Origin of the sequence: Klebsiella sp. DY2415, from assembly GCF_026314315.1 — a bacterium.
Taxonomy (GTDB): Bacteria; Pseudomonadota; Gammaproteobacteria; order Enterobacterales; family Enterobacteriaceae; genus Klebsiella; species Klebsiella ornithinolytica.
The window spans coordinates 26,136-39,595 of sequence record NZ_CP111115.1; the positions used below are offsets into that span (position 1 = coordinate 26,136).

General features: G+C 56.4%; 13 protein-coding genes and 1 pseudogene. 9 read left to right on the forward strand and 5 right to left on the reverse strand.

Features of this window, described 5'->3' with window-relative positions:
* The first annotated feature begins 81 nt into the window (after positions 1-81).
* Positions 82-1,008, forward strand: a complete 927-nt coding sequence (gene dsdC / locus OQV00_RS00120) for a DNA-binding transcriptional regulator DsdC (protein WP_015585471.1) — start codon at positions 82-84, stop codon at positions 1,006-1,008.
* A 66-nt stretch (positions 1,009-1,074) separates the two neighbouring features.
* Here dsdC and emrD read toward each other — a convergent pair whose 3' ends face one another.
* The 4 genes and pseudogenes from emrD to tisB all read right to left on the reverse strand — a co-directional run.
* Complete coding sequence (gene emrD / locus OQV00_RS00125; RefSeq protein ID WP_004869124.1) at positions 1,075-2,259, reverse strand: multidrug efflux MFS transporter EmrD; 1,185 nt, start codon at positions 2,257-2,259, stop codon at positions 1,075-1,077.
* A gap of 175 nt (positions 2,260-2,434) precedes the next feature.
* A complete protein-coding gene (locus OQV00_RS00130; protein ID WP_004869121.1) occupies positions 2,435-3,268 on the reverse strand; it encodes a DMT family transporter in 834 nt (277 codons plus the stop codon).
* A gap of 69 nt (positions 3,269-3,337) precedes the next feature.
* Positions 3,338-3,784 (reverse strand): GNAT family N-acetyltransferase, encoded by a 447-nt coding sequence (locus tag OQV00_RS00135; RefSeq protein ID WP_004869119.1) that lies wholly within the window; start codon positions 3,782-3,784, stop codon positions 3,338-3,340.
* Positions 3,785-3,874: 90 nt separating this feature from the next.
* Positions 3,875-3,989 (reverse strand): annotated as a pseudogene (tisB, locus tag OQV00_RS00140) (type I toxin-antitoxin system toxin TisB); the annotation flags it as partial.
* A 549-nt stretch (positions 3,990-4,538) separates the two neighbouring features.
* Here tisB and ivbL point away from each other — a divergent pair.
* The 3 genes from ivbL to ilvN all read left to right on the forward strand — a co-directional run bounded on the left by ivbL (position 4,539) and on the right by ilvN (position 6,718).
* Complete coding sequence (gene ivbL, locus OQV00_RS00145) at positions 4,539-4,634, forward strand: ilvB operon leader peptide IvbL (protein WP_004869113.1); 96 nt, start codon at positions 4,539-4,541, stop codon at positions 4,632-4,634.
* Positions 4,635-4,735: 101 nt separating this feature from the next.
* Complete coding sequence (gene ilvB / locus OQV00_RS00150) at positions 4,736-6,424, forward strand: acetolactate synthase large subunit (protein ID WP_004869111.1); 1,689 nt, start codon at positions 4,736-4,738, stop codon at positions 6,422-6,424.
* A 3-nt stretch (positions 6,425-6,427) separates the two neighbouring features.
* Positions 6,428-6,718, forward strand: a complete 291-nt coding sequence (gene ilvN / locus OQV00_RS00155) for an acetolactate synthase small subunit (RefSeq protein WP_004869110.1) — start codon at positions 6,428-6,430, stop codon at positions 6,716-6,718.
* A gap of 148 nt (positions 6,719-6,866) precedes the next feature.
* Here ilvN and OQV00_RS00160 read toward each other — a convergent pair whose 3' ends face one another.
* Positions 6,867-7,658, reverse strand: coding sequence for a DeoR family transcriptional regulator (locus OQV00_RS00160; protein WP_004869108.1), 792 nt, complete (start codon positions 7,656-7,658; stop codon positions 6,867-6,869).
* Positions 7,659-7,994: 336 nt separating this feature from the next.
* On the opposite strand from OQV00_RS00160, the gene rbsK reads away from it, so the two are divergent.
* From rbsK to uhpB, 5 genes are all read left to right on the forward strand, one after another.
* Positions 7,995-8,915 carry a ribokinase gene (gene rbsK / locus OQV00_RS00165; protein WP_004869105.1) on the forward strand — a complete coding sequence of 307 codons (921 nt, stop codon included), beginning with the start codon at positions 7,995-7,997 and terminating at the stop codon, positions 8,913-8,915.
* A gap of 27 nt (positions 8,916-8,942) precedes the next feature.
* The gene (gene fucP, locus OQV00_RS00170) at positions 8,943-10,259 is read left to right on the forward strand and encodes an L-fucose:H+ symporter permease (protein WP_004869104.1); all 1,317 of its coding nucleotides are present in this window, start codon (positions 8,943-8,945) and stop codon (positions 10,257-10,259) included.
* Positions 10,260-10,270: 11 nt separating this feature from the next.
* On the forward strand, positions 10,271-11,284 hold the full coding sequence (locus tag OQV00_RS00175) for an aldose 1-epimerase family protein (RefSeq protein ID WP_004869102.1): 1,014 nt from the start codon (positions 10,271-10,273) through the stop codon (positions 11,282-11,284).
* Positions 11,285-11,366: 82 nt separating this feature from the next.
* Positions 11,367-11,960 (forward strand): transcriptional regulator UhpA, encoded by a 594-nt coding sequence (uhpA, locus tag OQV00_RS00180; RefSeq protein WP_004869100.1) that lies wholly within the window; start codon positions 11,367-11,369, stop codon positions 11,958-11,960.
* A gap of 17 nt (positions 11,961-11,977) precedes the next feature.
* Positions 11,978-13,459 carry a signal transduction histidine-protein kinase/phosphatase UhpB gene (gene uhpB, locus OQV00_RS00185; protein ID WP_162098188.1) on the forward strand — a complete coding sequence of 494 codons (1,482 nt, stop codon included), beginning with the start codon at positions 11,978-11,980 and terminating at the stop codon, positions 13,457-13,459.
* Position 13,460 lies beyond the last annotated feature (1 nt).

A 13,460-nucleotide genomic window follows, 5' to 3' on the forward strand; every position in this document is an offset into this window, starting at 1 on the left:
GTCACTTTTTTTCATCTTTAAACCCATGCACAGCGACCATTTTTCTTACAATCAGCGGTAAAAAATCAGGGGAACCGAACGATGGATGTCGCTAAAGAGATAGGTAACCGGCTGCTCAACGGCTGGCAGCTGTCAAAGCTGTATACCTTTGAGGTCGCCGCACGGCATGAATCTTTCGCATTGGCGGCGGAAGAGCTGTCGCTGACCCCCAGCGCCGTGAGCCACCGGATGAATCAGCTGGAGGAAGAGCTGGGTATTCAGCTTTTTGTGCGCTCTCATAGGAAAGTGGAGTTAACCCATGAGGGGCGGCGGGTGTTCTGGGCGCTGAAATCCTCGCTGGACAGCCTGAACCAGGAGATTCTGGATATCAAAAACCAGGAGCTGTCAGGTACGCTGACCGTCTACTCACGCCCGTCGATCGCCCAGTGCTGGCTGGTACCGGCGCTCGGGGACTTTACTCGCCGCTATCCGTCGATATCGCTTACTGTCCTCACCGGCAACGATAACGTGAATATGCAGCGAGCGGGTATCGATCTGGCGCTCTATTTCGACGATCTGCCTTCATCGCAATTAACCCACCATTATCTGATGGATGAAGCAATCGTACCGGTTTGCACGGCGGACTATGCCCGGCAGCATCAGCTCCAGCAACATCCCGACAATCTGCAACATTGCACCCTGCTGCACGATCGTCAGGCCTGGAGCAATGATTCTGGCACCGACGAATGGTTTAGCTGGGCGCAGCACTTTGGGGTTAACTTGCCGCAATCGTCGGGTATTGGCTTCGATCGTTCAGATTTGGCGGTGATTGCTGCCATGAACCATGTTGGCGTGGCGATGGGGCGTAAGCGGCTGGTTCAAAAGCGTCTGGCGAGCGGAGAGCTGATTGCGCCCTTTGGCGAGATGACGCTGAAATGCCACCAGCACTATTATGTGACCACGTTAGCGGGGCGGCAGTGGCCGAAAATAGACGCGTTTATTCACTGGCTACAAAGCCTGGCGCAATGATTTTCCCCGGACGCGAAGCGGACGCCTGAATCAGGCGCAGGCCGCTATCCGGGGAAATTGCGGCGCTTAAACCGGCTGCTGGTGGCGGCTGAAGCGTGAAGCCAGCGGTAGCCAGCACAGTAGAATCAGCAGTCCCATTAGCATCATCAATAGCCCCAGGCTGCTTTGACCGGTCTGCGGCATCATCGCCGAGAGCCAGGCCAGGACGCCGGAGCCGATATTTTGCAGGCCGCCCACCAGCGCGCCTGCCGTCCCGGCGAGGAACGGGAAGGGTTCCATCGCGCCGCTGGTCGCCAGCGGGAATAGCATGCCGGCGCCGAAGAAAAACAGCGCCGCAGGCACCAGCAGCGTCCAGACGGTCATGATGCCCATCAGGCCAGGGATCCACATCATAATGCCCGCCAGCAGACAACAAATCACCGATTGCCACATCAGGGTCGGGAAACGTTTATGCGGGCGTCCGGCAAACCAGGCACCGAAAAAAGCCGCCGGGATGGGCAGAATAAACAGAATACTCACCGCCATGCTGCTTAAGCCCAGCACGGCGCCCATGAGCACGCCGGAACAGGCTTCGAACACGGCGATTCCGGCGAGACCGCCAATCAGCATCAGCAGATAGCAGTTGAACGCGGTATTGCCGAAAAGCGTTTTGTAACTGGTCGCCAGTCGGGAGCGCGGTGCGCCAGCAGGACGGGTTTCAGGCATCCAGCGCGCCATGCTAAAGGTCACGCCCGCACACAAAATCAACAGGAAAGCGTAGCAGGCACGCCAGCTCCACAGCGTATTGAGGATACCGCCAATCAGCGGTGCCAGCAGCGGGCTGACCAAAATACCCATATTTAACAGGCTGTTGGCATGTCTGAGCTGGGCACCTTCATACAGATCGCGCGGCAGCGTGCGCGCCATTACACCGCCGACGCCGGTTCCCATACCCTGGATGGCGCTGGCGATAATCAGCACCGTCAGGCTGTGAGTGGTGATAGCGACCAGCGTCGCCAGCATAAAGATAGACATCCCGATGAGGATCACCGGACGTCTTCCTACGCGGTCAGACAGCGGGCCATAAAAGAGCTGAGAGACGCCATAGGTCAGCAAATAGGCCGCCATTACGCTCTGCACGGCCCCTTCGCGGGCGTTCAGCGAGATAGCCATATCGGCGATCGCCGGGATATAAATGGTCTGCGCCATCTGGCCAACGGCCACCAGCAGTACCAGCATCAACAACAAAGTGAAGTTCTTATGCCGTTTCATGTCGATGAATACTTCGTGAGTAGAGATAAATGAAGAATATGTGACTGGCACATCCCTTAAATTCTGGAGGAATCTACCACATAAAAATGACAGTACAACTATATGACGATGATTGAGGAGGGATTTCAGGCAGGTTTTGTAAACAATAATCGGCAACAAATGTTGCCATTCTGCACTAGGAGAGACGCAGCAGAATAGCGCCCGCCGCAATGCCACAGGCGGCGACGATTCGCAGGGCGATAAGCTTCTCTTTGAGCAGCGCAAACGCGATGACGGCGCCGAATAAAATCGAGGTTTCTCGCAGCGCGGCCACCACGGCCAGCGGTGCCTGGGTCATCGCCCACAGCGCCAGGCCGTACGATCCCATGGTACTCAGGCCGCCGATGGCGCCTTTTTTCCAGTGCTGACGTAGATAGCGGCTGGCTTCCTGGCGTCGATAGACCATAGACCAGCTCAGCAGACAGCAGCCGTTCATAAAAAAGGACCATAGCGTGTAGCCTAGCGCCGTATCCGATAACCGCACGCCGGTACCATCAAGCAACGTATAGCCGGCGATAAAACAGGCGTTGATCAGTGCGAGGGTGATGCCGTAGCCGGAGCTGGCCCGGCCGTTGCAGGCCATGGCGAGGATCGCCAGACAGATTACGCCAATTCCCGTCCATGCCAGCGGCGACAGCGCGTCGCCGAGGAACGCGACGCTAATCACCGCCACCAGCAGCGGCGCGGTGCCGCGCATCAGTGGATAGGTCTGGCTCATGTCGGAGACCTGGTAGGTTTTGGCGACCAGAACGGTGTAGACCACCTGCAATGCGCTGGAAAGTACCAGATACGGCACGCTGGCCAGGGAGGGCTGCGGCGCGAAAGGCAAGGCCGCGAGGGCGATAAGCGCGGCAGAGCCGCTCACGCCAATTGCCGCGTACAGCTTATCTCCACTTGCTTTGACGATAGCATTCCAGCTGGCATGCAGCAGAGCGGCGAACAGCAGAACGCAGAAAACGGTTATCGTCATGACAGGGGTGCGGGTGAGTGGCCGGGTCCTGGAACTGTAACACGGGCGTTTTCACCCGGCCAGCCGCGCTTAAAGCGAACAGAACAGGCGATGAGTGACCCGCGGCTCATCATAAACCGGGCGAAATCCAAGCGATTCATAAAACGGCCACGCCGACGGCGGCGCATGAGTGTTGAGAAAATCAAACCAGGTGCCGGAGTGGGTGATGACGGCCACCAGCAGCTGCTGGCCAATTTTCCGCCGACGAAAGGCGTCGCTGATGTATAAATGGCGGATGCGTCCGGTTCGCAGCTGCGGGCTGAAGGGGTCAACATTCAGCCCGCAAACTCCCACCAGCTGACCGCCGACAAAGGCGCCCAGCAGTTTTTCACCTGGCGCACTGAAGCGGTTTTTCCCGCTTTGCCAGTTCTCCGCCAGGCGGCGCAGCATATTGAAATGTTGGGCGAGGCTTTCACTGCGCAAAGCAAGAAACCCGGGGTCGTCGGGCGTGGTGGCGGCAATCAACAGCGGTGGCATGATTTTCTCCAGCAAGTCAGCATAAGGTTAATGGGAACCGCCTGTAGAGGGGCGGTTTCCCGCCCCTCTCAGGTGCGACTTGAACCTGAATCAGCGCAGCTGTTTCAGGACAGCATCAAGCAGTTGCAACACGGCAACCATGAGTTTCAGGATAAGAACAACAATATCCACGGCACCCATACGCGTCTCCTCTGGTACAGGAGCACGACCGGCTGGCGTACCTTTCCGCCGCCTGTTGCCAGCCAGGGTATACGCCGTCTGCCGGGACACGTTACCGTGACCAGAAGACATTAGCGTATTTGTTGACGTAACACAGTGTGCTCTCTCGGGGTTAAGGCGCTGACGGCACCACCCGTTTCAGCCAGGACTTTATTGCGCCGGTGATACATGCGGCCCCGAATGACACAACGTGAACGTTTTCAGTATAAACAAATACTGTATATATAAACAGTATTTTCTCGACAAAATTGCGCTCGCCATCCATACTCTACTTTGGCAAAAACCGGGGTGAAAATTGCGTGAACGTCTGCGCGCGCGTATACTTTCAGCGTTGACGTAATACAGTGTACTTGCGGTTACCAGCCGTAAACATACTGAGAAAAACCTCGCTCCGGCGGGGTTTTTTGTTTTTTTCGACCGGTTAGAAATTGTGATCCTTCACACAAATCCTCGTGGATGAAAATAAATCCGTTGTTTAATGGCGGCGGCTGTGTTTGTATAAATTCAGTTAAATTTTCGACACAACAGGTCCCTAATGAACGCTTCCATTCTGACTTCGACTCTACTAAAAACCGCGCCTGCCGCGGTGGTCGTCGTGCGTGTGGTGGTCGTCGTCGGCAATGCGCCGTAGGGTCCGGAACAACACGATTCCAAACCCCGCCGGCGCAAACCGAGCGGGGTTTTTTTTCGACACTCGCCCGGTAAGTCGGCTCAAAATAAAAGGACTGGAGCATGGCAAGTTCGGGCACAACATCAGAAAAAATGCGCTTTACCGGCGCACAGTTAGTTATTCATTTACTGGAACGCCAGGGGATTACGACCGTTGCAGGCATCCCGGGCGGCTCTATCCTTCCCATCTATGACGCATTAAGCCAAAGCACGCAGATTCGCCACGTTCTGGCGCGTCACGAACAGGGCGCGGGCTTTATCGCTCAGGGGATGGCGCGTACTGAGGGCAAACCGGCGGTCTGTATGGCCTGTAGCGGCCCGGGCGCCACCAACCTGATCACCGCCATCGCCGATGCGCGTCTGGACTCGATTCCGCTGGTGTGCATTACCGGCCAGGTTCCGGCATCGATGATTGGGACCGATGCGTTCCAGGAAGTCGACACCTACGGTATCTCTATCCCCATCACCAAACATAACTACCTGGTCCGCGATATTGCTGAACTGCCGCAGGTGATGAGCGACGCCTTTCGCATCGCCCAGTCCGGCCGCCCGGGTCCGGTGTGGATAGATATTCCTAAGGATGTGCAGACGGCGACCATCGAGCTGGAGGTGTTACCGGAGCCGGGTGCGCGCACCGCACCGCCGACATTTGACAGCGCCAGCGTCCACGACGCGGCAGCCATGATCAATGCGGCTAAGCGCCCGGTACTTTATCTGGGCGGCGGCGTGATTAACGCGCCTGAGCAGGTGCGTGCGCTGGCGGAAAAAGCGAACCTGCCTACCACGATGACCCTGATGGCGCTGGGGATGCTGCCGAAGGCGCATCCGCTGTCGCTGGGCATGCTGGGCATGCACGGCGCGCGTAGCACTAACTTTATTCTGCAAGAAGCGGATTTACTGATTGTTTTAGGTGCGCGTTTTGATGACCGGGCGATTGGTAAAACCGAGCAGTTCTGCCCGAACGCGAAAATTATTCACGTCGATATCGACCGTTCCGAACTGGGTAAAATCAAGCAGCCGCACGTGGCGATTCAAGGGGATGTGGCCGACGTTCTGGCGCAGCTGACGCCGCAGGTCGCCGCCCAGCCGCGCGACGAGTGGCGCCAGCTGGTGGCGGACCTGCAGCGTGAGTTTCCTTCCCCGATTCCGCAGGAGAGCGACCCGCTCACGCATTATGGCCTGATCAACGCCGTTGCCGCCTGCGTTAACGATGAAGCGATCGTCACCACTGACGTCGGTCAACATCAGATGTGGGTTGCGCAGGCTTATCCGCTGAATCGCCCGCGCCAATGGCTGACTTCCGGTGGGCTGGGAACCATGGGATTCGGTCTGCCGGCAGCGGTCGGTGCGGCGCTGGCTAATCCACAGCGCAAAGTCATCTGCTTCTCCGGCGACGGCAGCCTGATGATGAACATTCAGGAGATGGCCACCGCGGCTGAAAACCAGCTGGATGTGAAAATCATCCTGATGAATAACGAAGCGCTGGGGCTGGTCTATCAGCAACAGAGCCTGTTCTATCAGCAGGGGGTATTTGCTGCGACCTATCCCGGAATGATTAATTTTATGCAGATTGCCGCTGGCTTTGGTCTGCAAACCTGCGATTTAAATCACGAAGCTGACCCGCAGGCAGCGCTGCAGGCGATCATCGATCGTCCCGGTCCGGCGCTGATTCATGTGCGTATTGATGCGGAAGAAAAAGTGTATCCGATGGTTCCGCCGGGAGCGGCAAATACAGAAATGGTGGGGGAATAAACCATGCAACAGCAGACTCATGACAACGTTATTCTGGAACTCACCGTCCGCAACCATCCGGGAGTGATGACCCACGTCTGTGGCCTGTTTGCCCGCCGCGCGTTCAACGTGGAGGGTATTCTCTGTTTACCGATTCAGAACAGCAACCACAGCCGCATCTGGCTCCTGGTGAATGATGACCAGCGGCTGGGGCAGATGATCAGTCAGATTGAAAAACTGGAGGACGTAGAGAAGGTGGCGCGTAACCAGTCCGATCCTTCCATGTTTAATAAAATTGCCGTCTTCTTTGAGTAAGAGCCTGGCCCGGCAGGCTATTTTATGCGCCACTCTGGCCCTGGGCAGTGCGCCAAATCATCACGTACTGCGTGTACGCTCTGGTTTTTCCGCGCTGTCCGTGTCCAGACTGGCTGCAACAATCTACGTCTGGTGGGATGGCGCTAAGTTATTCGCTTTCGGAGTCCGGCGTGATGACTTTTACCGACCCGTTCCGGCAGTGCGTGGCATAGTCTGCCGGTAACGGACGATCGCTGATCAGCACATCAAATGCCGGCAGCGGCGCAATACTGGCAGGCGCAACATCGTCGAACAGCGCATAGCGCGCGAGCAGGATTTTTCGCAGGCCGCGATCCATCGCTTTACGTTTCGTGGCGAGGTCGTCGGGGTTAAACCAGCTGACGCCAAAATGTTCGTGAACGCCGCTGGCGGAGATAAACACTTTCCGCGGATTGAGTGAATCCAGCGCCGAGGGGTTGCCGGTATCGTAGAAGGCATCGCTCTTCGCCCGATAGGTGCCGCCGCATAAGATGGCGGTGGCGTTGGGCTTTTCATTTAAGGCCATAAACACCCGATGTGAATAGCAAATGCCGGTAAAGGTAATGTCATCGGGGATCATATTGATGACCAGCGGCATTTCGCTGCCGTTATCAAAAAAGACCAGGTCGTTTTCGCTGACCAGGCCGGCGGCGAGGATGGCAATGGGCAGATCGTCGCGATGATGGGCCGGTTTTGTCGCCAGCGCTGGCGTAACGGAAGGCGATGAGGGTTTGTTGACCATCACCACGTAGCCGCCTAGCAGCGTGAGCGGCAGCGGTTCGTCGTTTTCCTGGCTGAGATCCCGGCGAATCGTCATCACAGAGACCTCCAGCATACGCGCGGCGTCTTTAAGATGGATTCGGTCGGTTTTCTTCAGCAGTTCCATCAGACGACGTATACGTTCTTTTTGCTTGGTCTCCATTCACACTCTCCGCAATTCATTTGGCAAATGTTCCTTTGGTAACATTTTTGTCCCTGCTGAAACATTATGCATTCACATTACTATACTGCGGCCCCTTGCGAATTAAAAGTCTGTTCGATCTCGTTTTTGTCAAAATAATCTGTTTATTTTCAGTTTGTTATATTGTATTTTTTGATTTTTATTTTTCTTCCTCTCTCGATTGCCCACATTTTTCTGGATGATAAATAAACACGGAATGATACTGCAATCGCGATCATGGTCACAAATGGTACTAAAGTAACATGATAATGTTACGATAATATCATTGTTGTGTGATTGTTTCTGAGAGGTAGTAAAATGGATATCGCGGTTATTGGCTCCAACATGGTGGACCTCATCACCTACACCAACCAGATGCCGAAAGAGGGGGAAACTCTTGAGGCGCCTGCGTTCAAAATTGGCTGCGGCGGAAAAGGGGCCAACCAGGCCGTTGCGGCCGCTAAGCTCAATTCGAAAGTGCTGATGTTGACCAAGGTAGGGGATGACATCTTTGCAGATAACACGATTCGCAATCTTGAGTCCTGGGGCATCAATACCACCTATGTTGAGAAAGTCCCCTGCACCAGCAGCGGCGTGGCGCCGATCTTTGTGAATGCCAACTCCAGCAACAGCATTCTTATTATTAAAGGCGCCAACAAGTTCCTCTCTCCTGAAGATATCGATCGCGCCGCCGAGGATTTAAAAAAATGCCAGCTGATTGTTTTACAGCTTGAGGTTCAGCTGGAAACGGTGTACCACGCTATCGAATTTGGTAAAAAGCACGGCATTGAAGTGTTATTAAATCCGGCGCCGGCTCTGCGCGAATTAGATATGTCTTATGCCTGTAAATGTGATTTCTTTGTTCCCAATGAGACCGAGCTGGAAATATTAACCGGCCTGCCTGTTGATACTTACGATAATATTCGTGCCGCCGCCCGGAGCCTCGTTGAAAAAGGTCTCAATAATATTATTGTGACCATGGGTGAGAAAGGCGCGCTGTGGATGACGCGCACTCAGGAAGTGCATGTCCCGGCATTTAAAGTCAGCGCGGTAGATACCAGCGGCGCAGGCGATGCCTTTATCGGTTGCTTTGCTCACTATTACGTCCAGAGCGGAGATGTTGAATCCGCCATGAAAAAAGCCGCTCTCTTTGCCGCCTTCAGCGTCACCGGCAAAGGCACGCAATCGTCTTATCCCAGTATCGAGCAGTTTAATGAATATCTGTCGTTAAACGAATAATCACCCTGCACTGTAAAAGGTAGCACTATGAACGATAAAAACATCATTCAGATGCCTGACGGCTATCTGAACAAAACGCCTTTGTTCCAGTTTATTTTGTTATCCTGCTTATTCCCGTTATGGGGATGTGCTGCGGCCTTAAATGATATTTTAATTACGCAGTTTAAAAGCGTATTTGCATTAAGTAACTTTGCCTCCGCGTTGGTCCAGAGCGCATTTTATGGCGGTTATTTTTTAATTGCGATTCCGGCGTCGTTAGTGATTAAAAACACCAGCTATAAGGTCGCTATTCTCACGGGGCTGACGCTTTATATCGTCGGCTGTACGCTCTTTTTCCCGGCTTCGCACATGGCAACCTACACCATGTTCCTGGCCGCGATTTTCGCGATCGCCATCGGCCTGAGCTTTCTCGAGACGGCAGCGAACACCTACAGTTCGATGATCGGCCCGAAAAGCCATGCCACGCTGCGCCTGAACATCAGCCAGACCTTTTATCCGATTGGCGCGGCAGCCGGTATTTTGCTGGGTAAATATCTGGTCTTTTCCGATGGAGAAAGTCTGGAAAAACAGATGGCCGGGATGAATGCCGAGCAGATTCATAATTTTAAAGTTCTGATGCTGGAAAACACCCTTGAGCCTTACAAGTACATGATCATGGTACTGGTGGTGGTCATGGTGCTGTTCCTGCTGACGCGCTTCCCGACCTGTAAAGTTGCGCAGACGGCGAACCATAAACGCCCGTCGGCAGCCGACACGCTGCGCTACCTGGCCACCAACGCACGTTTTCGTCGCGGAATTGCCGCCCAGTTCCTGTATGTCGGTATGCAGGTCACCGTCTGGTCGTTCACCATTCGCCTTGCGCTGGAACTGGGTGATATCAACGAGCGCGATGCCTCAACGTTTATGGTCTATAGCTTTGCCTGCTTCTTTATTGGCAAGTTTATCGCCAACATTTTAATGACCCGCTTCACGCCGGAAAAAGTGCTGATTCTCTACTCGGTTATCGGCGCACTGTTCCTTGCGTACGTGGCGCTGGCGCCGAGCTTTAGCGCGGTCTACGTGGCGGTGCTGGTGAGCGTGCTGTTCGGGCCGTGCTGGGCAACCATCTATGCCGGTACGCTTGATACGGTGGATAACGAGCATACTGAAATGGCCGGTGCGGTGATTGTGATGGCGATTATTGGTGCCGCCGTCGTCCCAGCGATTCAGGGCTTCGTGGCGGATATGTTCCACTCGCTGCAGGTCTCTTTCCTGGTACCGATGCTGTGCTTCATCTACGTCGGCGTCTATTTCTGGCGTGAATGCAAAGTCCGCCGTGCGCTGACTGAAGCGACGGCATCCTGAGAAGAACGATCATGACGACACGCTTACCTTTATGGCGCCAGCTCTTTAGCGAGCAACCGCGCACGCTGCTGGCGAATGATGACTTCACGGTAACGGCTTTTCGCTATGCCAGCGGCGTAGAGGGGCTGCGGGTGGAAAATGCGCGCGGCTATCTGGTGATTTTGCCCTGGCTTGGGCAAATGATCTGGGATGCCGAGTTTGACGGCCACGATCTGACCATGCGTAATATGTTCAGCGAACCGAAGCCGGCAGCGGAGGTGGTGGCCACCTATGGCTGTTTTGCTTTCCACTCAGGACTGTTGGCGAACGGCTGTCCGTCGCCGCAGGATACCCACCCGCTGCATGGTGAAATGGCCTGCGCGGCCATGGATGAAGCCTGGCTTGAACTGGAGGCCGACTGCCTGCGCGTGGCGGGGCGCTACGAATACGTGATGGGCTTTGGTCATCACTATGAGGCGCGGCCGACGGTGGCCTTACGGCGAGCCAGCGCGCTGTTTGATATCCAGATGACGGTGACCAATCTTGCCTCTGTCGCCATGCCGCTGCAGTACATGTGCCATATGAACTATGCCTACGTAGCCCAGGCGACCTTCAGCCAGAATATCCCGGATGAAGCGCTCTCGCTGCGCGAGTCGGTACCGGCCCATGTACAGCCGACGGAATCGTGGCTGGCGTTCAATCAGCGTCTCCTGCAAGGCGAGGCCTCGCTGACCACGTTATGTGAGCCGCAATATTACGATCCGGAAATCGTCTTTTTTGCCGATAAGCTGGATCGCTACACCGACAGCCCGGAATTTCGCATGATAGCGCCGGATGGCACCACGTTTGTCACGCGGTTCTCCAGCACTGAGTTCAATTATGTTACCCGCTGGATCCTCTATAACGGCGATCAGCAGGTTGCCGCCTTCGCGCTGCCCGCCACCTGTCGGCCCGAGGGATTCCTCGCGGCTCAGCGTAATGGCAGTCTGATTTCGCTGGCGCCGCAGCAAACCCGGAGCTTTACGGTGACCACCGGTATCGCCTGAGGCGGATAATCCTGCGCAAGGCTTGAACAACAACGTGCTTATCGTTAAGGTAAGCGCGTTTTTTAACCCGCCAGGACACGTCATGACCACCATTGCCCTTATCGACGATCATCTTATCGTCCGCTCCGGATTTGCGCAGCTGCTGGGGCTGGAAGCCGATTTCCAGGTGGTTGCCGAATTCGGTTCCGCCCGCGAAGCCTTGACGGGGCTGCCCGGGCGCGGCGTACAGGTCTGTATTTGTGATATCTCGATGCCGGATATGTCAGGACTTGAGCTGCTCAGTCAGCTGCCGAAAGGCATGGCGACCATCATGCTCTCTGTTCACGACAGCCCGGCGCTGGTGGAACAGGCGTTGAATGCCGGCGCCCGCGGTTTTCTCTCCAAACGCTGTAGCCCGGATGAGCTGATCGCCGCGGTCAGAACGGTGGCGGCCGGCGGCTGTTACCTGACGCCGGATATCGCCATGAAGCTGGCGGCAGGCCGCCAGGATCCGCTCACCCGCCGCGAACGGCAGGTGGCGGAAAAGCTGGCGCAGGGGATGGCGGTAAAAGAGATCGCCGCCGAGCTGGCATTATCGCCAAAAACCGTACATGTGCATCGCGCGAATCTGCTGGAAAAGCTGGGCGTCAGCAACGATGTTGAGCTGGCGCGGCGTATGTTCGATAGCTGGCAATGAGACCGTTCCTCTCCCGGCTGCTTTCGGTGGCCGGCTGCTTCTGTATTTTCTCCGCCGCGTGGTTCTGCCTGTGGAGCATCAGCCTGCACCTGGTCGAACGACCGGATCTTGCCGTCCTGCTGTTCCCTTTTGGCCTGCGGCTGGGTTTGATGCTTCAGTGTCCGCGCGGCTACTGGCCGGTGTTACTGGGCGCTGAATGGCTGCTGATCTTCTGGCTGGCGCAGGAAGTGGCGCTGGCGCATCCGATAATATTGATGATCGGTAGTGTGCTGGCGCTGCTGCCGGTGGCGCTCATTTCACGCTATCGTCACCAGCGCGACTGGCTCACATTGCTGCGTCAGGGCGGGGCGCTGATTGCCGCCGCGCTGCTGCAATCGCTGCCGTGGATGAGCGAAGGGAGCGACGGACTGAACGCGCTGCTGCTGACGTTAACCGGTGGCCTGACGCTGGCCCCGACCTGCCTGGTTATCTGGCACTATCTCACCAGCACCGTCTGGCGACCGCTGGGGCCATCGCTGGTTTCACAGCCGATCAACTGGCGAGGGCGGCATCTTATCTGGTATCTGCTGCTGTTTACCGTCAGCCTCTGGCTACAGCTGGGACTGCCCGCCGAACTCTCGCGTTTCACCCCTTTCTGCCTGGCGCTGCCGATTATCGCTTTAGCCTGGCATTACGGCTGGCAGGGGGCGCTGATCGCCGCGCTAATGAACGCTATCGCGTTAATCGCCAGCCAGACCTGGCACGATCACCCGGTGGATTTGCTGCTCTCACTGCTGGCGCAGAGCCTGACCGGGCTGCTGTTGGGCGCCGGTATTCAGCGTCTGCGCGAGCTGAACCAGTCGCTGCAAAGCGAACTGGCGCGCAACCGGCGGTTGGCGGAGCGGCTGCTGGAAACGGAAGAGAGCGTGCGCCGGGACGTCGCGCGCGAACTGCATGATGACATCGGCCAGACGATCACCGCGATTCGCACCCAGGCCGGAATTGTGCAGCGTCTGGCGCCGGAAAACGGCGGCGTGAAACAGAGCGGCCAGCTTATTGAGCAGCTCTCGCTGGGGGTTTACGACTCGGTTCGTCGGCTGCTGGGTCGTCTGCGCCCGCGTCAGCTCGACGATCTGACCCTTGAACAGGCGGTACGTTCGCTGATGCGCGAAATGGAGCTGGAAGATCGCGGGATAGTCAGCCATCTCGACTGGCGCATTGATGAGGCCGCCTTAAGCGAAAACCAGCGCGTGACGCTGTTTCGCGTCTGCCAGGAAGGGCTGAATAACATCGTTAAGCATGCCAGCGCCAGCGCGGTGACGCTGCAGGGCTGGCAGCAGGGTCAGCGGTTGATGCTGGTACTTGAAGATGATGGCTGCGGGCTGCCGCCGGGCACCGGGCAGCAGGGCTTTGGCCTGACCGGCATGCGCGAACGTGTGACGGCGCTGGGCGGCACGCTCACTATCTCCTGCACGCACGGCACCCGGGTCTGCGTCAGCCTGCCGCGCCGTTATGTCTGAG